General features: G+C 68.9%; 20 protein-coding genes and 2 tRNA genes. 13 read left to right on the top strand and 9 right to left on the bottom strand.

Features of this window, described 5'->3' with window-relative positions; translation table 11 throughout:
• Positions 1-20 precede the first annotated feature (20 nt).
• From recF to Q9R33_RS08710, 5 genes are all read left to right on the top strand, one after another.
• Positions 21-1,229, top strand: a complete 1,209-nt coding sequence (gene recF / locus Q9R33_RS08730) for a DNA replication/repair protein RecF (RefSeq protein ID WP_311293500.1) — start codon at positions 21-23, stop codon at positions 1,227-1,229.
• Positions 1,222-1,761 (top strand): DciA family protein, encoded by a 540-nt coding sequence (locus Q9R33_RS08725; protein ID WP_310244239.1) that lies wholly within the window; start codon positions 1,222-1,224, stop codon positions 1,759-1,761. The genes recF and Q9R33_RS08725 overlap by 8 nt, the downstream gene beginning before the upstream one ends.
• A 121-nt stretch (positions 1,762-1,882) precedes the next feature.
• Complete coding sequence (gene gyrB, locus Q9R33_RS08720; protein ID WP_056365547.1) at positions 1,883-3,925, top strand: DNA topoisomerase (ATP-hydrolyzing) subunit B; 2,043 nt, start codon at positions 1,883-1,885, stop codon at positions 3,923-3,925.
• A gap of 111 nt (positions 3,926-4,036) precedes the next feature.
• Positions 4,037-6,682 carry a DNA gyrase subunit A gene (gene gyrA / locus Q9R33_RS08715; RefSeq protein ID WP_056365544.1) on the top strand — a complete coding sequence of 882 codons (2,646 nt, stop codon included), beginning with the start codon at positions 4,037-4,039 and terminating at the stop codon, positions 6,680-6,682.
• Positions 6,679-7,083 (top strand): DUF3566 domain-containing protein, encoded by a 405-nt coding sequence (locus Q9R33_RS08710; RefSeq protein WP_045301979.1) that lies wholly within the window; start codon positions 6,679-6,681, stop codon positions 7,081-7,083. Before gyrA ends, Q9R33_RS08710 begins: the two co-directional genes overlap by 4 nt.
• Before the next feature lie 65 nt (positions 7,084-7,148).
• Here the strand turns inward: Q9R33_RS08710 and Q9R33_RS08705 are convergent, their stop codons facing one another.
• On the bottom strand, positions 7,149-7,862 hold the full coding sequence (locus Q9R33_RS08705; RefSeq protein ID WP_311293499.1) for a VIT family protein: 714 nt from the start codon (positions 7,860-7,862) through the stop codon (positions 7,149-7,151).
• 87 nt (positions 7,863-7,949) lie between these two features.
• Here Q9R33_RS08705 and Q9R33_RS08700 point away from each other — a divergent pair.
• The 3 genes from Q9R33_RS08700 to Q9R33_RS08690 all read left to right on the top strand — a co-directional run bounded on the left by Q9R33_RS08700 (position 7,950) and on the right by Q9R33_RS08690 (position 8,621).
• Positions 7,950-8,023, top strand: a tRNA-Ile gene (locus Q9R33_RS08700).
• Between the two features lie 11 nt (positions 8,024-8,034).
• Positions 8,035-8,107: transfer RNA gene (locus Q9R33_RS08695), tRNA-Ala, on the top strand.
• 73 nt (positions 8,108-8,180) lie between these two features.
• Positions 8,181-8,621 carry an NUDIX domain-containing protein gene (locus Q9R33_RS08690; protein WP_311293498.1) on the top strand — a complete coding sequence of 147 codons (441 nt, stop codon included), beginning with the start codon at positions 8,181-8,183 and terminating at the stop codon, positions 8,619-8,621.
• A gap of 15 nt (positions 8,622-8,636) precedes the next feature.
• Here Q9R33_RS08690 and Q9R33_RS08685 read toward each other — a convergent pair whose 3' ends face one another.
• Both Q9R33_RS08685 and Q9R33_RS08680 read right to left on the bottom strand, forming a co-directional pair.
• Positions 8,637-9,134, bottom strand: coding sequence for an aminoacyl-tRNA deacylase (locus Q9R33_RS08685; protein WP_056365536.1), 498 nt, complete (start codon positions 9,132-9,134; stop codon positions 8,637-8,639).
• On the bottom strand, positions 9,127-9,642 hold the full coding sequence (locus tag Q9R33_RS08680; RefSeq protein WP_056365534.1) for a hypothetical protein: 516 nt from the start codon (positions 9,640-9,642) through the stop codon (positions 9,127-9,129). Before Q9R33_RS08680 ends, Q9R33_RS08685 begins: the two co-directional genes overlap by 8 nt.
• Positions 9,643-9,739: 97 nt before the next feature.
• Between Q9R33_RS08680 and Q9R33_RS08675 the strand changes: the two genes are divergently transcribed.
• Both Q9R33_RS08675 and Q9R33_RS08670 read left to right on the top strand, forming a co-directional pair.
• Entirely contained in the window at positions 9,740-10,312 is a 573-nt protein-coding gene (locus Q9R33_RS08675; RefSeq protein ID WP_056365531.1) for a peptidylprolyl isomerase, read from the top strand.
• 87 nt (positions 10,313-10,399) lie between these two features.
• Positions 10,400-11,290: a rhomboid family intramembrane serine protease gene (locus Q9R33_RS08670; protein ID WP_311293497.1), complete on the top strand. Its 891-nt coding sequence runs from the start codon at positions 10,400-10,402 to the stop codon at positions 11,288-11,290.
• Positions 11,291-11,455: 165 nt separating this feature from the next.
• On the opposite strand, the gene Q9R33_RS08665 is transcribed toward Q9R33_RS08670, so the two are convergent.
• Entirely contained in the window at positions 11,456-11,695 is a 240-nt protein-coding gene (locus Q9R33_RS08665) for a cell division protein CrgA (RefSeq protein WP_045301992.1), read from the bottom strand.
• A gap of 55 nt (positions 11,696-11,750) precedes the next feature.
• Here Q9R33_RS08665 and Q9R33_RS08660 point away from each other — a divergent pair, with 55 nt between their 5' ends.
• From Q9R33_RS08660 to Q9R33_RS08650, 3 genes are read left to right on the top strand one after another with little or no spacing between them, the layout of a single operon-like run.
• Positions 11,751-12,554, top strand: a complete 804-nt coding sequence (locus tag Q9R33_RS08660; RefSeq protein WP_235560091.1) for a class E sortase — start codon at positions 11,751-11,753, stop codon at positions 12,552-12,554.
• A complete protein-coding gene (locus Q9R33_RS08655; protein ID WP_056365525.1) occupies positions 12,554-12,742 on the top strand; it encodes a hypothetical protein in 189 nt (62 codons plus the stop codon). The genes Q9R33_RS08660 and Q9R33_RS08655 overlap by 1 nt, the downstream gene beginning before the upstream one ends.
• Entirely contained in the window at positions 12,739-13,383 is a 645-nt protein-coding gene (locus tag Q9R33_RS08650; RefSeq protein WP_311293495.1) for a glutamine amidotransferase-related protein, read from the top strand. The genes Q9R33_RS08655 and Q9R33_RS08650 overlap by 4 nt, the downstream gene beginning before the upstream one ends.
• Before the next feature lie 25 nt (positions 13,384-13,408).
• Here the strand turns inward: Q9R33_RS08650 and pknB are convergent, their stop codons facing one another.
• From pknB to Q9R33_RS08625, 5 genes are all read right to left on the bottom strand, one after another.
• On the bottom strand, positions 13,409-15,103 hold the full coding sequence (pknB, locus tag Q9R33_RS08645; protein WP_311293494.1) for a Stk1 family PASTA domain-containing Ser/Thr kinase: 1,695 nt from the start codon (positions 15,101-15,103) through the stop codon (positions 13,409-13,411).
• A 94-nt stretch (positions 15,104-15,197) separates the two neighbouring features.
• Entirely contained in the window at positions 15,198-16,907 is a 1,710-nt protein-coding gene (locus Q9R33_RS08640; RefSeq protein ID WP_311293493.1) for a protein kinase domain-containing protein, read from the bottom strand.
• Positions 16,904-18,364: a penicillin-binding transpeptidase domain-containing protein gene (locus Q9R33_RS08635; protein ID WP_311293492.1), complete on the bottom strand. Its 1,461-nt coding sequence runs from the start codon at positions 18,362-18,364 to the stop codon at positions 16,904-16,906. The genes Q9R33_RS08640 and Q9R33_RS08635 overlap by 4 nt, the downstream gene beginning before the upstream one ends.
• Position 18,365: 1 nt before the next feature.
• Positions 18,366-19,760, bottom strand: coding sequence for an FtsW/RodA/SpoVE family cell cycle protein (locus tag Q9R33_RS08630; RefSeq protein ID WP_056365512.1), 1,395 nt, complete (start codon positions 19,758-19,760; stop codon positions 18,366-18,368).
• A complete protein-coding gene (locus tag Q9R33_RS08625; RefSeq protein WP_310244256.1) occupies positions 19,757-20,995 on the bottom strand; it encodes a protein phosphatase 2C domain-containing protein in 1,239 nt (412 codons plus the stop codon). The genes Q9R33_RS08630 and Q9R33_RS08625 overlap by 4 nt, the downstream gene beginning before the upstream one ends.
• Positions 20,996-21,013 lie beyond the last annotated feature (18 nt).

The raw sequence follows: 21,013 nt of genomic DNA, 5'->3' as shown, positions 1-21,013 counted from the left end.
CACGTCATTAGGCTTGTCCGGTGATCGTGGAACACCTGAGTCTCGTCGACTTCCGCAACTACGCGGCCGCCGACGTCGAGCTCGGGCCCGGTCCGAACGTGTTCGTCGGCCGCAACGGCCAGGGCAAGACGAATCTCGCCGAGGCCATCGGCTTCTTCGCGACTCTGGGCTCGCATCGGGTATCGAACGACGCACCCATGGTGCGTGACGGGGCGGATGCCGCGATCATCCGCGCGCGACTGGCCCACGGCGAGCGTCGCGTGCAGCTCGAGGCGCAGGTGAACCGGCAGGGTTCCAACAAGGCGCGGGTGAACGGCGCTCCGGTGAAGCCGGCGGAGCTTCCCCGCTACGCGCAGGTCGTGCTCTTCGCCCCCGAGGATCTGCAGATCGTGCGCGGCGATCCGTCCGCGCGCCGCCGCTTCGCCGACCAGCTCCTGGTGCAGCGCACTCCGCGCATGGCCGCGGTGTTGGCCGACTACGACCGCGTGCTCAAGCAGCGCACCGCGCTGCTGAAGTCGGCGAAGGCGCGCGGCATCCGCGGCGACGCGCTTTCGACCCTCGATGTCTGGGACGAGAAGCTCGTCTCGCTCGGCACCGAGCTCATCGCGGCGCGCCTCGCCCTCGCGACCGACCTGGCGACCCCGCTCGCCGCCGCCTACACCGCCATCGCCGGGGCCGACCACAACCCCGAGATCGAGTGGGCGCTCTCGGTCGCCGGCGCCGACACCGGTGAAGACGGGGATTCGGGCGTCGGTGCGGCGCCGGGCCCGGACGCCGAGACCGCGAGGACGGATGCCTCGACCACCCGCATCGCAGGGCTCTTCCGTCAGGCGCTCGCGGCGAAGCGCACATCCGAGCTCGAGCGCGGGCTCACACTGGTGGGGCCGCACCGTGACGACCTGCTGCTGCGGATCCGCGGTCTTCCGGTGAAGGGATACGCATCGCACGGCGAGTCGTGGTCGGTCGCCCTCTCGCTCCGGCTCGCGTCGGCGGAGCTGCTGCGCGCGGATTCGCGCCTCGGAGACCCGGTGCTGATCCTCGACGACGTCTTCGCCGAGCTCGACACCGACCGCCGCGCACGCCTGGCGCACCTCGCCGCCGACTACGAGCAGGTCGTGGTCACCGCCGCGGTCGAGGGCGATGTGCCCGGTGAGCTGCGCGCTCGGATGGTGCGTGTCGAGGCCGGCCGCATCGTGGGTCCCGTCGAGTCGGAGGCGGCCGATGCCTGAACGCCCCGAAGAGCCGGCGGCCACCCCTCCCCAGAAGCCCGCCCCTCTCGATCGCACGGCCGTCCCGGAGACGATCTCGACGTACCTGCGTCTGCGCGGCCTCGAGCCCTCGGCCCGGTCGTACCGCAAGCGCCGCCGGCGCACCGCGGACGACGAGAACATCCCGTTCGCCCCGGGGCGCGACCCGCGCGGCGTCGGCGACGTGCTCGCCGACCTCACCCGCGAGGCCGGATGGGATCCTCAGCTGGCGCGGGAGGACGTCGTCCGTGCGTGGGATCAGGTGGCCGGCGAGGACACCGCGAAGCACACCCGGCCGGTCGCGTTCTCGGACGGCACCCTCACCATCCAGGCAGACTCGACGGCGTGGGCCAAGCAGCTCCAGCTGATGCGCGCGCAGATCCTCTCGGAGATCGTCCGCCGGTACCCCGAGGCCGGGGTGAACGCGGTCCGCTTCATCGGGCCGGACGTCCCCTCCTGGAAATGGGGTCCCAGAACGATTCCAGGGCGCGGTCCGCGCGATACCTACGGATAAGCCACGTCGGGAGGCATCCAGGCGATTTTCATCCCCTCACAGGGGCGTAGAGCGCTGTGATCGGGCCGTTACCCGATAGACTGTCAGGGCCCGTGTCGAAGGATTTGGAGCCCTCGCGAAGATGACGTCTGACAACCCCGATAACGTTTCCGAGGAACCCGAAAAGCCCGCTCCGGCTCCCAACGGAACTCCCGGCGACTACGGGGCAGACGCCATCCAGGTGCTCGAGGGCCTCGAGGCCGTCCGCAAGCGCCCCGGCATGTACATCGGCTCGACCGGTGAGCGCGGCCTCCACCACCTCGTGTACGAGATCGTCGACAACTCCGTCGATGAGGCCCTCGCCGGCTATTGCGACACGATCAACGTCACGATCCTGCCCGACGGCGGCATCCGCTGCGTCGACAACGGCCGCGGCATCCCCGTCGACATCCACCGCACCGAGGGCAAGTCGACCGTCGAGGTCGTTCTGACCGTGCTCCACGCCGGTGGAAAGTTCGGCGGCGGCGGGTATGCGGTGTCGGGTGGTCTCCACGGTGTCGGTTCGTCGGTGGTGAACGCGCTGTCGACGCGCCTCGAGGTCGAGGTGAAGCGCCAGGGGCACGTCTGGCGCCAGTCCTACCGCGACGGCGGGCAGCCGCAGGCGCCGCTCGCGAAGGGCGAGCCGACCGAAGAGACCGGAACGATCATCCAGTTCTGGCCCGACGACACCATCTTCGAGTCGGTGAACTTCGACTACGACACGCTGCGCACGCGGTTCCAGCAGACGGCGTTCCTCAACAAGGGCCTGCGCATCACGCTGTCCGACGAGCGCCCCTCCTCGACCTACGTCACGGATGCCGAGGGCGGAGGCTCTGAGGAGCGTCAGCCGTTCGACGACTTCCACTACGAGCGGGGCCTCGTCGACTACGTCGAGTACCTCAACAAGGTGCGTCACGCCGACGTCGTGAACGAGGAGATCATCGAGATCGAGTCGGAGGACACGGTCCGCCACATCTCGCTCGAACTCGCGATGCAGTGGACCTCGAGCTACACCGAGAACGTCTTCACCTTCGCGAACACCATCAACACGCACGAGGGCGGCACGCACGAGGAAGGCTTCCGTGCGGCGCTGACCACGCGCATCAACACGTACGCGCGCGACAAGAACCTCCTCAAGGAGAAGGACGACAACCTCACCGGCGACGACATCCGCGAGGGTCTCACCGCCGTGATCTCGGTCAAGCTCTCCGAGCCGCAGTTCGAGGGACAGACCAAGACCAAGCTCGGCAACACCGAGGCCAAGGCGTTCGTGCAGAAGGTCGTGGGCGACCAGCTCGCCGACTGGCTCGACCGCAACCCGGTGCAGGCGAAGCGCGTCATCACGAAGGCCGTCGACGCCGCGACCGCGCGCATGGCGGCCCGCAAGGCGCGCGAGACCGCACGCCGCAAGAGCGTCTTCGAGTCGGCGGCCATGCCCGACAAGCTCAAGGACTGCACCAGCAAGGACCCCTCGATCAGCGAGATCTTCCTCGTCGAGGGCGACTCGGCCGGCGGCTCCGCGGTGCAGGGCCGCGACCCGCACACGCAGGCGATCCTGGCGCTGCGCGGCAAGATCCTGAACGTCGAGCGCGCGCGCCTCGACAAGGCGCTCGGCAACCGCGAGGTTCAAGCGATGATCCAGGCCTTCGGCACGGGCATCGGCGAGGACTTCGACATCGACAAGGCCCGCTATCACAAGATCGTGCTGATGGCGGATGCCGATGTCGACGGCCAGCACATCACCACGCTGCTGCTCACCATGCTGTTCCGCTACATGCGCGGGCTCATCGAGGCCGGCTTCGTGTACCTCGCGATGCCGCCGCTCTACCGCCTGAAGTGGACCAACTCCGCGCACGAGTACGTCTACTCCGACAAGGAGCGCGACGCGCTGCTCGCCGACGGGCTCGCGAACGGCAAGCGGATCCCCAAGGAGGGCATCCAGCGTTACAAGGGTCTCGGCGAGATGAACGCCAAGGAGCTGTGGGAGACCACGATGGACCACTCCACGCGCACGCTCCGCCAGGTGACCATCGACGACGCGGCCGCCGCGGACGAGATCTTCTCCGTGCTGATGGGCGAGGACGTCGAGTCGCGCCGCACGTTCATCCAGCGCAATGCCAAGGACGTCCGCTTCCTCGACATCTAGCACAGGCGAGCGCAGCGAGCTGCCCCGGTCGTTGAGCGAGCGGAGCGAGTCGAAACGCCGCAGGACGATCTCGAAACGCAACGAAGAATCGAAGAAGACGAGACAGAAGACATGGCAGAAGACGAACGTCCCGACGTGAATGCCGAACACGACCACGGCCGGATCGACCAGGTGGACCTGCAGCTCGAGATGCAGCGCAGCTACCTGGATTACGCGATGGCCGTCATCATCGGCCGCGCGCTCCCCGACGTGCGCGACGGCCTGAAGCCCGTGCACCGCCGCGTGATCTACGGCATGTACGACGGCGGGTTCCGTCCCGACAAGTCGTTCTCGAAATGCGCGCGCGTCGTCGGCGAGGTCATGGGTCAGTACCACCCGCACGGTGACACCGCGATCTACGACGCCCTCGTCCGTCTCGTGCAGCCGTGGTCGCTGCGCTACCCGCTCGCGCAGGGGCAGGGCAACTTCGGCTCGCCCGGCAACATGGGCGCCGCCGCCCCGCGGTACACCGAGACCAAGATGGCTCAGCTCGCGCTCGAGATGGTGCGCGACATCGAGGAAGAGACCGTCGACTTCCACGACAACTACGACGGTCAGACCCAGGAGCCGTCGGTGCTGCCGGCGCGCTTCCCGAACCTCCTCGTCAACGGTTCCGTCGGCATCGCGGTCGGCATGGCGACCAACATCCCGCCGCACAACCTCCGTGAGGTGTCCGCCGGCGCACTCTGGGCGCTCGAGCACCCGGAGGCATCGCGCGAGGAGCTGCTCGAGGCGCTGATGGAGCGCATCCCCGGTCCGGACTTCCCGACCGGCGCGCAGATCCTCGGCACCAAGGGCATCCGCGAGGCCTACCGCACCGGCCGCGGCTCGATCACGATGCGCGCCGTCGTCTCGATCGAAGAGATCCAGGGCCGCACCTGCCTCGTCATCACCGAACTGCCCTACCAGGTGAACCCCGACAACCTCGCGGTCAAGATCGGCGACCTTGCGCGCGACGGCAAGATCACGGGCATCGCCGACATCCGCGACGAGACCTCGGACCGCACCGGTCAGCGTCTCGTCGTGGTCCTGAAGCGGGATGCCGTCGCCAAGGTCGTGCTGAACAACCTGTACAAGCACACCCAGCTGCAGGAGAACTTCGGCGCCAACATGCTCGCGATCGTCGACAACGTGCCGCGCACGCTGTCGCTCGATGGTTTCGTCACGCTGTGGCTCGAGCACCAGATCGATGTCATCGTCCGCCGCACCAGCTACCGCCTGCGCAAGGCCGAAGAGCGCATGCACATCCTGCGCGGCTACCTGAAGGCGCTCGACGCACTCGATGAGGTCATCGCGCTCATCCGGCGGTCGCCCAACGCGCAGGAGGCGAACGAGGGTCTGCAGAAGCTCCTCGACGTCGACGAGGCGCAGGCCGACGCGATCCTCCAGCTGCAGCTGCGCCGCCTCGCGGCCCTCGAGCGACAGAAGATCATCGACGAGGCCGCCGAGCTCGAACTGCAGATCGCCGATTACCGAGAGATCCTGGCCACGCCGCAGCGTCAGCGCGACATCATCCGCGAAGAGCTCACGGCGATCGTCGACAAGTTCGGCGACGAGCGCCGCACGCACATCCTCCACGGATTCGACGGCGACATGTCGATGGAGGACCTGATCCCCGAAGAGGAGATGGTCATCTCGGTCACGCGCGCCGGCTACATCAAGCGCACGCGCAGCGACAACTACCGCCAGCAGCACCGCGGCGGCAAGGGCGTCAAGGGTGCGCAGCTGCGCGCCGACGACGTGGTCGAGCACTTCTTCGTCACCACCACGCATCACTGGCTGCTGTTCTTCACGAACAAGGGCCGCGTGTACCGCTCGAAGGCGTACGAGGTGCCGGAGGCCGGGCGCGATGCCAAGGGCCAGCACGTCGCGAACCTTCTCGCGCTGCAGCCCGATGAAGAGATCGCCCAGATCCTCGACATCCGCGACTACTCGGTCGCGACCTACCTCGTGCTCGCAACCCGCAGCGGCCTCGTCAAGAAGACGCGTCTGACCGAGTACGACACCAACCGCCAGGGCGGCATCATCGCGATCAAGCTCCGTGGGCAGGTGCCCGAGGAGGGCGACGAGGCCGAGGCCGGCCCCGATGACGAGGTCGTCAGCGCGCTGCTGGTCGACGAGGGCGACGACATCCTCCTCATCAGCCGCCACGGCATGTCGCTGCGCTTCTCGGCGACCGATTCGGCGCTGCGCCCGATGGGTCGCTCGACGTCCGGTGTGAAGGGAATGGACTTCCGCGCGGGCGACAGCCTGCTGTCGGCGTCCGTCGCCGCCGACGACGGGTACGTCTTCGTCGTGACCGAAGGCGGGTACGCGAAGCGCACCGCGGTCGATCAGTACCGCATGCAGAACCGCGGCGGACTGGGCATCAAGGTGGCCAAGCTGAGCGAGGATCGCGGCGATCTCGCGGGCGGACTCATCGTCTCCGAGGACGACGAGGTCTTGGTGGTTCTTGCCAGCGGCAAGGTGGTACGCTCTGCCGTGGCCGAGGTCCCCGCCAAGGGCAGAGACACGATGGGTGTCGTGTTCGCCCGCTCCGGCGACGACGATCGCATCCTCGCGATCGCGCGCAACGGCGAACGAGGCCTCGCAGAAGAATCCGAGGACGCATCCACCGACGGGGCTGAAGCAGCACCGTCACCCGAGACCCCCCAGTCGAACGACACCCTCGAATCGGATGCCTCTCCCCAGACCCCCGAAGAGAGCACTGACGCATGAGCACGGTAGCCGACAAGCTCGCCAAGAAATCGAGTCACAAGACCAGCGCCAAGCAGGTTCGCCTGCGTCTGGTGTACGTGGACTTCTGGTCCGCGGTGAAGCTGTCCTTCCTCGCCGCGATCGCCATCGCGGTCGTGACGGTGGTGGCATTCGTGATGGTCTTCCTGGTGGTGCAGACCACCGGCCTGATCGCCAAGGCCGACGAGTTCTTCTCGAGCTTCTCCGACGGCAGCATCCTGCTGTCGCAGTTCGTGAGCTTCCCGCAGGTCCTGGCCTTCTCGGCCGTCGTCGCGATCCTGAACCTCGTGGTCGTCACGGTGCTCGGCGCCGTGATCGCGGGCATCTACAACCTCGCGGTCAAGGTGACGGGCGGCCTGCTGGTCGGCTTCACCTCCAACTGACGCAACCGCCCGAGCGCCGGCATCCGTGGATTCGATCCCGGATGCCGGCGCTCTGCGTCTGAGGGTCAGACCACCGTCGTCCCGAGCAGCGTGCCGATGAGCCACGTCGCGACGAGGGCCAGCGCGCCGCCGATGACGAGGCGGATCGCGGCCCTCCCCTTCGGAGCGCCGCCGAGGTGCGCGGAGACCGTGCCTGTGACGGCCAGCGCGATGAGCACCGCCACGAAGGTGACCGGCACGCGCCACTCGGGGGGCGGCAGAAGGATCGCGAGGAACGGCAGCAGCGCACCGAGAGTGAACGAGATGGCCGACGAGATCGCGGCGTGCCACGGGTTCACGAGGTCGTTCTGGTCGATGTGCAGCTCCACCTCGAGGTGGGCAGACAGCGCGTCGTGTGCGGTGAGCTCGTGGGCGACCTGACGTGCCGTCGCATCCGACAGCCCGCGGTCGCGGTAGAGCTGGGTGAGCTCCTCGAGCTCCTCTTCGGGCGTCTCACGGAGTTCGCCGCGCTCTTTGGCGATCAGCGCCCGCTCGGAGTCGCGCTGACTGCTCACCGAGACGTACTCGCCGAGCGCCATCGAGATGGCACCGCCGACGAGGCCGGCGATGCCGGCGGTGAACAGCGCGGCAGTGTCGGTCGTCGCGCCCGCGACGCCGACGACCAGCGCCGCGACCGAGACGATGCCGTCGTTCGCGCCGAGAACACCGGCGCGGAGCCAGTTGAGGCGCTCCCCCAGCCGGACCCCGTGCGGTTCACCAGGATGGGAAATCTCTGTCACGACCCCAGTCAACCAGCCCGATTCGTGAAATCCGGATTCGTCGGGTAAAGTCTTGGAGGTTGCGGAGCGCAGGTTCCGCAGTCAAACGGGGCTATAGCTCAGGCGGTTAGAGCGCTTCACTGATAATGAAGAGGTCCCAGGTTCAAGTCCTGGTAGCCCCACCGTAAGCCCCGGGGCCTTAGCTCAGTTGGTAGAGCGCCTGCTTTGCAAGCAGGATGTCAGGAGTTCGAATCTCCTAGGCTCCACAGACACGAAGCCGGTTCCGAGAGGGACCGGCTTCTGCATTCTCCCCCGGGCCTCGCGCAGTTAGGGTGAAGCATGGACCTGCGCGTCGCGGCGTACGCGGTGATCGTGGATGATCACGACCGCGTCCTGCTCGCGCACTGGAACGAGGGCCGTCGCGCCGCGTGGACGATGCCCGGCGGCGGCCTCGAGGCCGGAGAGGACCCCGAGAGCGCCGCGCGCCGCGAGGTCAGGGAAGAGACCGGCTACCGCGTCGACATCGACGGGCTCCTCGGCATCCATTCCCGCGTGATCCCGCCGGGGCGCCGTCTCAAGCCCGGCGCGGACCTGCCGCTGCACACGCTGCGCATCGTCTACCGTGCCCGCATCACCGGCGGGCGCCTGCGCAACGAGACCGACGGGTCGACCGATCGCGCCGACTGGTTCACACTCCCCGAGGTCCGCGCGCTGCAGCGCGTCAAGCTCGTCGACATCGCCCTCGAGATGGCGGGGATCGAACTTCCGTCGACGCACTGATGGCGACGGATGCCGTCAGTCGATGGGCTGCGAAATGTCGGCGACCGTCGCGCCGTAGGCGGCGATGAGCGCGTCGGCGTCGACGAACATGCTGTAGCCGTGGGCGCCCGCCCCCATCGCGATGCGCTGCCCCACGATCTCGGCGTCGGCGTACAAAGGCCAGTCGTGCGTGCTGCCGAGCGGCACGATGGTGCCCCGCTCGTAGCCGGTGGCCGCGAGGGCGCGCGCAGGATCCGGCAGCTGAAGTTTGTTCACCCCGACGACGGCGCGCAGCTTGGGCCATGAGATCGCACGGTCGCCCGGGATGAGGGCGAACAGGTAGGTGTCGTCGCTGCGCTTGACGACGAGCGTCTTCACGATGCCCGAAGGCGGGATGCCGAGGATCGCGGCAGCCTCCGGCAGGCTGTTCGCCGCCGGACGCTCCCGGATCTCGACCTCGAGCCCACGCTCGGCCGCCGCCGCGCGAACGCGATCGACGCCTGTCAGAGCCTCACCCGTGGTGGGCTCAGGCATCCGGTGCGCGCAGCGGGTCGTCCGCGACCCAGAGCTCGTCGTCGGCGCGCAGCGTCTGCCACGCGGCGTAGAGCACGCCGACCGCGGCGGCGACGCCGAGGATGATGGCGATCACGCCGCCGGCGCCGATGCCCTTCTTCGCCGGAACGGGTGCCGCCTTGGCCCACGAGGACGGAAGGCTGATGCCGCGGCCGTCCGCCAGGCGCGAGCGCTGCTCGTTGGCGGCGTCCCACACCGACAGCGCAGAGCCGACGACGGCGCCCGCCGCGGGGATGACGGTCTTGTTGACGACCTTCTTGCCCTTGTCGACATAGGGGGCGGCGTACTTGTCGTAGCCGGCCTGCACCTGCGGCTTGACCTGCTCGCGGCCGTAGTGACCGAGCTGACGGCTCGCCTCGCGGGCGACGGTCGCGGCCTCCCCGACCAGAACCTGCTGGGCCTCCCAGAGGTTTCCGGCCTGCTTCTGCAGCTTCTCGAGTTCCTTCTTGCGCTTGCGGCTGAGGCTCACGGTTTGCCCTCCCTGTTGTGGGGATGTCGGTCTCTTCATCTTGCCAGACCACCGGTGAGACGGGAGGGGTTGCAGGGAACTCTGAGACAATGTAGACATGCCGCTTCACACAGCTGTCGCAACGATCCACACCAACTACGGCGACATCGTCGTCAACCTGTTCGGCGACCAGGCTCCTCGCACCGTGCAGAACTTCATCGGCCTGTCCGACGGTTCGCAGGCGTGGACGCACCCGGCGACCGGCAAGCCGGGCGAAGGCCCGCTGTACAAGGACGTCATCTTCCACCGCATCATCTCGGGCTTCATGATCCAGGGCGGCGACCCGCTCGGTCAGGGCGTGGGCGGCCCGGGCTACAACTTCAACGACGAGATCAGCGGCGAGCTCACCTTCACCGCTCCCTACAAGCTCGCCATGGCGAACGCGGGCCTGCGCCGCAACGCGATCACCGGCCAGCCCGAGGGCACCAACGGCTCACAGTTCTTCATCACCGTCCCCGGCCAGGGCGGCCGCGGCCCGGAGTGGCTGCAGGGCAAGCACACGATCTTCGGCGAGGTCGTCGACGACGCGTCGAAGGCCGTCGTCGACACGATCGCCGAGGTGCCGACGGCGGCGGGCGACCGCCCGGTCGAGCCCGTCGTCATCGAGTCGATCGACATCGCCGCGGTCTGAGCGCGAGCGTCATCGGGCCCGGGGCGGCGACCGCCGCCCCGGGCCATCCGCATCCCTGAGCCCAGGCGAGACAGAGACGGGGCCCACGTGAGCACGCAGGACTTCCAGCGCAACCGCGACAACTTCTGCTACCGGCATCCCGACCGGCAGAGCTTCGTGCTGTGCCAGCGGTGCCTGCGCACGATCTGCCCGGAATGCCAGACGCAGGCCGCCGTCGGGGTCATCTGCCCGGAGTGCCTCCGCGACCAGCAGAAGGCGCAGTCGCCGGCGCAGAAGAAGGCCGAGCGGCGCTGGTCGCGCCCACGCGCGGTGTCGGCGTCGTCGGGCCGGCCCGTCGTGACCTACTCGATCATCGGGATCACGGCCTTCGTCTACCTCCTCACGCTCATCCCCGGCGTCGGCGGCGCCATCCAGGACGCGCTGTACTACTGGGCGCCGCTGCTCTACCCCGAGTTCCGGGGCACCTCACAGCCCTGGCGTCTGCTCACCGTCGCTCTGGTGCATTCGGGCATCTGGCATGTGGGACTCAACATGCTCGCCCTGTGGATGATCGGTCGCAGTCTCGAGCCGCTCCTCGGCCGCTGGCGCTTCCTCACGCTCTACCTCCTAAGCGCGCTCGGCGGCTCCGTCGCCGTGACGCTGCTGTCGTTCACGACGCCCGTGGTCGGGGCATCCGGTGCCATCTTCGGCCTCTTCGGGGCGCTCCTCGTGATCGGGCGGCACATCGGCGCGAACATCGCCGGCATCGCCCTCGTGCTCGGAATCAACCTCGTGATCGGGTTCATTCCCGGATTCAACGTGTCGTGGCAGGCGCACGTCGGCGGCCTGCTCGTCGGCCTGCTCGTCGCATTCATCTACACGCGCACGCGTGCCCTCCGCCAGCGCGGGCTGCAGATCGGGCTTCTCGTCGCGGTCGGCGCGGGACTCGTGGCGCTGCTGTTCGTGCCGGTCTTCTTCCCGGCCCTCGTGATCCTCTGAACAGAGTTATCCACAGGCTCATCCACACCCTGGGGAGAATCACACCCGTGTAATTCACAGGTGTTAACAGACTTGTTAACAACTGCGGATCGGCCCGATCTGCAGCATCCGGGCATGGAAAAACCCCGGTCGTCATAGACCGGGGTTTCTCTGTCGAAGTGTCGCTTACCGCCAGCGCGTCGTCATCAGGAAGCCGATGAAGGCGATGCCGAAGCCGATCACGAGGTTCCATGCCCCGATGTCGGGGATCGGGAACGCCATGCCGCTCAGGTAGAAGACGAGGATCCACACCAGACCGATGAGCATCAGTCCGATCATGATCGGCTTGAACCACACCGGGTTGGGTGCGGCTTCGCCTTCTGCGCGCTCGACGAGCGAGTCGTCGTCTTTGCCGGGTCGTGCCATGCAGAAGAGTCTAACTGCCAGCCACGCCACAGCCCGCCCTGATTAGAATCCACCTGTGGATGACGCGTTGCCCGGCCCGAGGCGAGCTGCCCGCGGGACTCGAACTCCGCGTCGGCGCACCTCCGTCGTCGGCGTCATCGGCGAGGTGCTCATCACTGCCGGCGTCGTCGTGCTCCTCTACGTCGTGTGGCAGCTCTGGGTGGGCGACCTCATCTACGGCGCCGAGCGCAACGCCGAGGGCACGGAGTTGTCGCAGGAGTGGCAGGCGCAGTACGAGGATCAGAACCCCGAGGCGGCCCCCGCCCCGACCGACGCCGGCACCGACCCCGAGGTGGTGCCCGTCACCGCCCCTCCGCCCGTGCTGGCCGAACCCGCCGACGGCCAGACGTTCGCGATCATGCGGATCCCCCGGTTCGGCGCGGACTACGCCGTCCCGATGGCCGGCGGCGTCACGCGGGCCCGTACCCTCGATCCCATCGGCATCGGCCACTACCCCGGCACCAAGATGCCGGGCGAAGCGGGCAACTTCGCGCTCGCCGCGCACCGCACCACGTGGGGCAAGCCCTTCAACCGCATCGCCGATCTGCACGTCGGCGACGCGATCGTCGTCGAGACGCAGGCGGGGTGGTACACGTACCGCTTCCGCACACTCCAGTACGTCACGCCGAACGAGGTCGAGGTGCTCCTTCCGGTCCCCCAGCAGATGGACGTCCCCGCGGGCACGGCCTACATCACGCTGACCAGCTGCAGCCCGATGTACGCGATGACCGAGCGCATCGTGGCGTACGGCGTGTTCGAGTCGTTCACCCCCCGCACAGCGTCGGGCGAGGAGCCCGCCTCCCTCCAGGCGGTGGCCTGATGTACGCGGGTCTGTGGCGGATCCTCCCCGGCCCGTGGTGGGTGCGGGTCCTCATCCTGCTCGTGCTGATCGCCGCGGTGCTGTACGGCCTCCTCTTCTACGCCTTCCCCTGGGTCAGTCAGTTCGTGAACCCGCAGGAGGTCACCGTCACCCTGCCCGCGGCGTCGACTCCGACGCCGCTGTCGTGACCGACCGCTCCTCCTCGTCGGCGCCGATCCTCGTCGTCGACAACCACGACAGCTTCGTCCACACCCTGATCGGGTACCTTCACGAACTCGGCGCCGGCACCGAGCTCGTCGAGGCGGACGCCCTCGCCGATCCGTCGCGCGACGTCGCGGGGCGGCCCGGCGTCCTCGTCTCCCCTGGACCCGGCACGCCCGCCGACGCTGGCGCATCGATCGAAGTGGTCCGCGCGGCGGCGGCCGGCGGCATCCCTCTCCTCGGTGTCTGTCTCGGTCACCAGGCGATCGGCGAGGCGTACGGAGCCACCGTCGATCACGCGCCCGAGCTCATGCACGGCATGACCTCGCTCGTGCACCATGACGGCTCGCTCCTGTACACAGGGCTGCCCGACCCGTTCACCGCCACGCGCTACCACTCCCTCGCGATCGTGCCCGAGACGCTCCCCGATGACCTCGTCGTCACGAGTCGCACGGCGAGCGGCGTGATCATGGGCGTCGCCCACCGGACCGCGCCGATCCTCGGGGTGCAGTTCCATCCCGAGAGCGTGCTGACGGAGGGCGGCTACCGCCTGCTCGGCAACTGGCTCGCATCGATCGGATACACGGGTGCCGCGTCCCGCGGCGCTGCGCTGAGCCCGAGGCGCTGAGCCCTCGGGCCGTCTGCCCTCCGGGTCAGGCGCCCGTGCAGTAGGTCAGCGTGATCTCGGAGTGGACCGGGACGTCGCCCGGCGTGAGCGACTGCGACGACACGGTCGGCGGGGTGGAGCCCGCGCAGTTCGGGTCTTCCGCCGGGATCACCGTGAGGCCGAGGTTCTCGAGCTCACGCGTCGCGGCATCGACGGTGTAGCCGCGCACGTCGTTGATGGCCACGCGGCCCGAGGCGACGACGAGGTTGACCATCGTGCCGGTGGGCACGCTCGCCCCGTCGACGGGGGTGCTCGAGATCACCGTGCCTGCAGCGAGATCCTTGTCATTCTGCTGCGTGACGGTGCCCAGCTGCAGCCCGGCGCCGGTGATGGCCGAGGTCGCAGCCTCCTGTCCGAGGCCGGTGAGTGTCGGAACCGTCGACATCTGCTGCCCGGTCGACACGTAGACCTTCACCTGCTGATCGGGTGCGACCGACGTCCCCGCCTCGGGATCGGTGCGGATGACGTTGCCCGCCGCGACGTCGGTGCTCTCCTCGTCCACGCGGATCGCGCGGAGGTCCGATTCGGCGAGGGTGTCGTTCGCGCGCTCGTAGGTCATCCCCGACACGTCCGGCACCTCGCGCACGTTGCCCGGGAGGTCGTCGCGCGGCTGGATCGTGAGCACCCAGAACAGCAGGGAGATGAGCAGCACCGCGAGCAGGGCCACGCCCGCCCAGATCCACGCCACCGGCGGACCGGCCTGCGTGCGCTTCATCGTGGTGTCTGTGCTGAGCTGGCGCAGCGACCGCGCGGTCTCGGCAGCCTGCCGCGGGTTGGGCCCGTACAGCTCGCTCGTGAGTGCGCCCACCTGGCGCTTGGAGGGCTGCCGGCCGTCGACTGTCGCGTCGAGCGCCTCGCGGAAGCCTGCGGCGTCCTGGTAGCGCTGGAACGGGTCCTTCGCGAGAGCGCGCAGAGCGACGGTGTCCAGAGCCCGGGGCACGGTGTCGTTGACCTCGGACGGCGGCAGCGGCGCCTCGCTGACATGCTGGTAGGCCACCGCGACGGGCGACTCGCCGCGGAACGGCTGGCGCCCGGTGAGGAGCTCGTACAGCACGACGCCCGTCGAATAGACGTCGGCGCGGGCGTCGACCGGCTCCCCTTTGGCCTGCTCGGGCGAGAAGTAGGCGGCGGTGCCGAGGATCTGGGTCGTCTCGGCGACGGTCGACGACGAGTCCGACACCGCGCGCGCGATGCCGAAGTCCATCACCTTCACCTGGCCGGCGTCGGTGACCATGACGTTGCCCGGCTTGATGTCGCGATGCACCACACCCGCGCGGTGCGAGTACTCGAGGGCCTCGAGGATTCCGTCGACGTAGCGGACGGCATCCGTCACCGGGACCGGGCCCGCGGCGATGATCTCCTTGAGGAGCCGGCCCTTGACGAGCTCCATGACGATGAAGGGCACCGGACGCACCGTGCCGTCGGGAGCCGTGAGAGAGTCCTCGCCGGCGTCGTAGACGCGCACGATCGTCGGATGGGCCATGCGCGAGGCAGCCTGCGCCTCGAGGCGGAACCGCGTGCGGAACGCGTTGTCGTCGGCGAGCTCGCGGTCGAGGATCTTGATCGCGACCTCGCGGCCGAGCGTGAGGTCGTAGCCGCGATAGACGCTCGCCATGCCGCCCCGGCCGATCGGCTCATCGATGCGATAGCGCCCCGAAAGCACGCGCGGCTCAGCTGTCACGGTCACTCCCTGCCTGGAACATCAGCCACACTAGCCGAGCCAAAGCGGGTCGCACGTGCCGCACGACCCGCTTTGAGGACTCACTCAGCCAAGCTCACGGCGTGGGCGTCGGGATCGGGGCTGCGGCCTCGATCAGCACGGTCGCCTCGCCGGACGCGCCCGACGTGCGGTTGCCCGCGGTGCCGCCGCTGCAGGTGACGGTGTACGTGACGATCACGGTCTGACCGGCCGTGTCGCCCGCGGTCACCGTCGCGTTGCGTGCGTTCTGCGGGAAGTTCGGGCCGTTGGCGATGGTGCCGTTCTGCACCGCGAAGGTGTACGAGCTCACCGAGCCGGTGCCGGACGGGCAGGTGTAGCCGTCCCACATCACCGTCAGGGTGCCGCCGGGCTCGACCGTCGCCGGCGATCCCTGGAACGTCGGGGTGGAAGGTGCCGGCATCGGGGTCTGCCCGGCGTACGCCGTCAGCTCGATGATCGTGCCCTTCGGCACGTTGCCCGTCGGCGAGACGCTGTAGATCTTGCCCACGCTGCCCTCGTCGGGCGCGGCGTTGCCCTCCTGGCAGCTCGCCCCGAGGCCGAGCGTGTCGAGCGCAGCAGACGCGGTGGCGCAGTCCTGCCCGACGTAGTCGTCCGCGACGACGTTCGCCGTGGTCGGTGTCGGCGTCGGTGTGTTGGTCGGCGTCGCGGACGGCGACGCCGACGTCTTCGTCGGGTCCGGCTCGGGTTCGTTGCCCGAGTTCGCGACCACGGCCCAGATCGTTCCGATCAGCACGAGCAGCAGCAGCGCGATGAGCGCGATCAGCGGCCACGTCCAGGGGCTGCGCTTCTTCTTCTCGGTCGTCTCTTCGGTGGGCTCATCGCCCGGAGCGGGCATGAGGCGGGTCGCCGCGGACGTGTCGGAGCCGGAGGCCAGCAGCTGCGTCGCCGCGTCGCTGCCCGCCGCGACACCCGCGATCGCCGGAACGGCCGCCGCCGCGGCGGCGACATCGCCTCGGCGCAGCGCCGTGGCGGCGCGCGCGACGGCGGCAGCCGACGCGGGGCGCTCTTCGGGCTTCTTGGCGATCATCGCCATGACGAGGTTCTGCACCGGAACGGCGACCGTCGCGGGCAGCGCAGGCGGCTGCTCGTTGATCTGCGCCATCGCGATCGCGACCTGCGACTCGCCCGTGAACGGGCGCTTGCCCGCGAGGCACTCGTACGCGACGATGCCGAGCGAGTAGATATCGGTGGCCGGGGATGCCGGGTGCCCCGAAGCCTGCTCCGGCGACAGGTACTGGACCGTGCCCATGACCTGGCCGGTGGCGGTCAGCGGCACCTGGTCGGCGATGCGCGCGATGCCGAAGTCGGTGATCTTCACGCGCCCGTCGGGCGTGATGAGGAGGTTCCCGGGCTTGATGTCGCGGTGCACGAGGCCCGCCGCGTGCGCGGCCTGCAGAGCAGCGGACGTCTGCGCGACGATGTCGAGCGTCTTGTCGGTCGACAGGGAGTCGTCGCGCTCGAGGATCGTCGACAGCGCCTCGCCGGGGACGAGCTCCATCACGAGGAACGCGCTGCCGTTCTCCTCGCCGTAGTCGAACACGCTGGCGATGCCCTCGTGGTTGACGAGCGCCGCGTGGCGGGCTTCGGCACGGAAGCGCTCCAGGAAGCCCGGATCGCCCATGTACTCGTCTTTGAGGATCTTGATGGCGACAGTTCGTCCGATGACGTGGTCTGTCGCCTCCCACACCTCGCCCATGCCGCCGATCGCTATGCGCGAATCGAGTTCGTAACGGCCGCCGAAGGTCACGCCCTGCGTCGGTCTCATCGTCCCAGCACCGCCTCCATGACCTTCTTCGCGATAGGAGCGGCGATGGTGTTGCCGCTGCCCGATTGTCCTTGCCTGCCGCCGTCCTCGACGACCACGGCGACGGCGACCTCGGGGTTGTCGGCGGGTGCGAACCCGGTGAACCAGAGCGTGTACGGCTCATCGCCCGTGTTCTCCGCGGTACCCGTCTTTCCGGCCACGTCGACCCCGTCTATTCTTGCACCCGACGCAGCACCGTCACTGACATTGGCGACCATCATCGCCACCAGCTCGTCTGCCAGTCCCGTGTCGAGGGCACGCCCGAATTCACTGTCGTCGAAGGTCTTCTGAACGGACAGATCCGGGCCGATCACACGATCCACCATGCGCGGGTTCATCACGATCCCGCCGTTCGCGATGCCGGCCGACACCATCGCCATCTGCAGCGGCGTCGCCGTCACCTGACCCTGGCCGAAGCCGCTCAGCGCGGTCTGCGCGTCGTCCTGGATCGTGCGCGGGTAGCCCGACGGCGTCGAGATGAGCGGCAGCTCGAACGACAGGTTGAAGCCGTATTTCTCGGCCTCTTCGCGGATCGCGGTGTCGCCGAGCTCGACGGCGAGCTCCGCGAACGGGATGTTGCAGCTCAGCCGCAGCGCGTCGGCGAGGGTGACGGTGTCGCCGCCGCCGCACGTCCCGCCGCTCGCGTTGTGCACCACGCTGGACGACTGCGGCAGCTGGTACGTCGCGGGGTTCGGGAGCGTCGACTCGGGCGTGTAGTCGCCGGACGTGAGCGCCGCGGAGGCGACGACGAGCTTGAACGTCGAGCCCGGCGGGTTGAGGTCGCCGGCGATCGCACGGTTCGACAGCGGCTTGCCCGGGTCGGCGACCAGCGCGTCGTACGCGGCGTTCACCTCGCCGGTGGCGTGCGAGGCCAGCACGTTCGTGTCGTAGCTGGGGCTGGTCACCAACGCCAGGATGCGGCCCGTCGCCGGCTCGATCGCGATGACGCCGCCCTGCAGGTCGCCCAGCGCCTCGTAGGCCGCGCGCTGCACGTCGGCGTCGAGCGACAGCACGACGTTCGAGCCGCGCGGCGGCTGCCCGGTGAAGATGCGCTCCACGCGCGACAGGAACTGCGATCCCGCCGTGCCGCTGAGCTCCTGGTTCATGGCCTGCTCGATGCCGGTCGCCGAGTTCAGGGCGGGGTTGATGTAGCCCGTGACGGGCGCCCACATGTCGGCATCCGTGTACACGCGCTGCCAGCTGTAGAGATCGCCGGACGGCACCGACGACGCGATGGCCGAACCGCTCGCGATGATCGATCCGCGCTGCACCTCGTACGAGTCGTAGAGCGCGCGGCGGTTCGCGGGGTTCGCGGCGAGCTCGTCGGTCTGGATCACCTGGATCCAGCTCGTCGACCCGAACAGCGCGAGGAACATGATCAGCATCAGGATGCTGAGCCGCCTGAGTTCCTTCGTCATGTCAGCCGATCACCACCCTCGGCCGGCTGCGGACGGCATCCGAGATGCGCAGCAGCAGGGCGACGATGATCCAGTTCGCCACCAGCGACGAACCGCCGGCCGCGAGGAACGGTGTCGTCAGGCCGGTGAGCGGGATGAGGCGCGTGACGCCGCCGACCATGATGAAGACCTGCAGCGCGATCGTGAACGACAGGCCGGTCGCGAGGAGCTTGCCGAAGTCGTCCTGACCGGCGAGGCCGATGCGGATCCCGCGGCTCGTGAACACCATGTACAGGCACAGGATCGCGAAGACGCCGATGAGCCCGAGCTCCTCGCCGAGCGCCGGGAGGATGTAGTCGCTCTCCGCGACCGGCGTGAGGTACGGCCGCCCCTGGCCGAGGCCGGTGCCGAGCAGTCCGCCGTTCGCCATGCCGAAGATGCCGTTGACGAGCTGGTAGCTCGAGTTGTCCATCAGCTCCGGGTTGAACGCGTCGAGCCAGTTGTTGAACCGTGCGCCGACGTACGGCAGGATCCGCGACGCGAGGAATGCGCCCGACACCGCGAGCACGACGCCGATGAGCACCCAGCTGGTCTTGCCCGTGGCGACGTAGAGCATCGCGACGAACATGCCGAAGATGAGCACACCGGTTCCGAGGTCGCGCTGCAGCACGATGATGCCGAGCGACACGAGCCAGATCACGAGCAGCGGCCCGAGCTCGCGGGCTCGCGGCCAGGTCATGCCGAGGAAGCGGGTGCCCGTCGAGGTCAGGCTCTCGCGCGTGCGGACGAGATAGCCCGCGAAGAAGATGCCGAGCGCGATCTTCGCGAGCTCGCCCGGCTGGAACGTGAAGAAGCCGAGGTCGACCCACACGTCGGCGTTGCCGCCGCCGCTGAGGCCAGGGATCACGGGCAGGATCAGCAGCACGATGCCGACGAACCCGAAGATGTACGTGTACCGGAACAGCACGCGGTAGTTCTTGAGGAACATCACCACGAGGATCGCCGCGACCAGCGCGATCGCCGCCCACGCGAGCTGCCGCGTCGAGAACGCGTCCCACCCGTGGCGGTCCCCGTACAGGTCGAGCCGGTAGATCATCGCGAGACCGAGCCCGGTCAGAAGCGTCGCGATCGGCACCACGAACGGATCGGCGGCGCGGGCGCGCAGGCGCAGCAGGATGTGCAGCGCGATGACCAGGGCGGTGAGACCGCCGCAGTAGACGAGGAACGTCCAGTCGATCACGCCCTCGGAGCCGAGCTGCACGAGCGCGATCGCCGAGCCGTTGATCGCGAACGCGAAGATCAGCAGCGCCAGCTCGCGGTTGCGCTGCGTCTGCGGAACCCGGATGCGGCGCAGCGCCCGCACCACGGCCGTGTCGGTCGAGACGGCGTCGGTCGGCGTGCCCGTGGAAGCGCTCATCCGCCGCCTCCCGCCAGGTCGCTGATTCCCGACACGATCTGCCGCGCGTGCGACAGGGAGTTCGCCGAGATGGTCTGTTCCACCGTCGCACGGGCGAAGTCCGAGAGCGAATCGAGAGGGATCTCGGTGTCTTCGTACGGGGTCGACAGCGAGATCGGCCCGATGCCCTGCTGCACGCCCTGGTAGATGACGACGGTGTCCTCGTCGGCGCCGACGTAATACCGGGTCTGCGTCCACTGGTAGCCGATCCAGGCGGCTCCCGCGATGATCACGAGCACGAGTGCCACGCCGGCGATCCAGCCGACCCGGCGGCGGCGTGCCCGTCGCCGGTCCTCCTCGATGAGCTCTTCGAGGAACTCCGGGGCCGGTTCGAAGTGGGTCGGCTCGTTCGCCGCCTGGCGGTTCGGGTGCAGCCAGCTCGAACGCCGGGGCGCCGCCGCGGGCACCTCGACGCCGACCGGGTTCGACGCGGAGCCGACGATGGTGGGCGTTCCCGAGAAGAGCGGATGCTGCCCGCCGACGTCGACGATGACGATCGTGACGTTGTCGGGGGCGCCGCCGTCGAGGGCCTGCTTCAGCAGGTTGTCGGCCGTGCGGCCCGGGGCCAGACCCAGCCCGAGCGCTTTGGACGTGTGAGGGTCGTCGACCACGCCCGACAGGCCGTCCGAGCACAGCAGCCAGCGGTCGCCGGGCTGCGTCGGCATGATGAACGTGTCGAGCTCGGGATCGGTGTCCATGTCGCCGAGCACGCGCATGAGCACCGAGCGGCGCGGGTGGTACCGCGCCTCTTCGGGCGTGATGCGGCCCGAGTCGACGAGGCGCTGCACGAAGGTGTGGTCGGTGGTGATCTGCGTGAGGGCGCCATCGCGGTACAGGTAGATGCGCGAGTCGCCGATGTGGGCGATCACGGCGTAGTCGTCCACCATGATCAGCGCGCTGACCGTGGTGCCCATGCCGGCGAGCTCCGGCCGGACGCCTACGGTGTCGACGAGGTCGACCGCGGCGTCCGAGATCGCGTCGCGCAGCGCCCGCTCCGCCTCGGCGGTCGAGTCGAACGGGCGGTCGAGCCCCTCCAGGCGCGAGATCGCGAGGCTCGACGCGACGTCGCCGCCCGCGTGACCGCCCATGCCGTCGGCCACGACGAACAGGTTGGAGCCGGAGTACCCGGAGTCCTGGTTGTTGGAGCGCACCTTGCCGGTGTGCGAGATCGCGGCGCTCGAGCCCTGGAAGACCATGTGCGAGGGGTCCGCCCG

The sequence above is a fragment of the Microbacterium sp. PRC9 genome, assembly GCF_031844125.1.
GTDB lineage: Bacteria > Actinomycetota > Actinomycetes > Actinomycetales > Microbacteriaceae > Microbacterium.
Note: the sequence above shows the minus strand (reverse complement) of the source record. Positions and strands in the feature narration are given on the sequence as shown.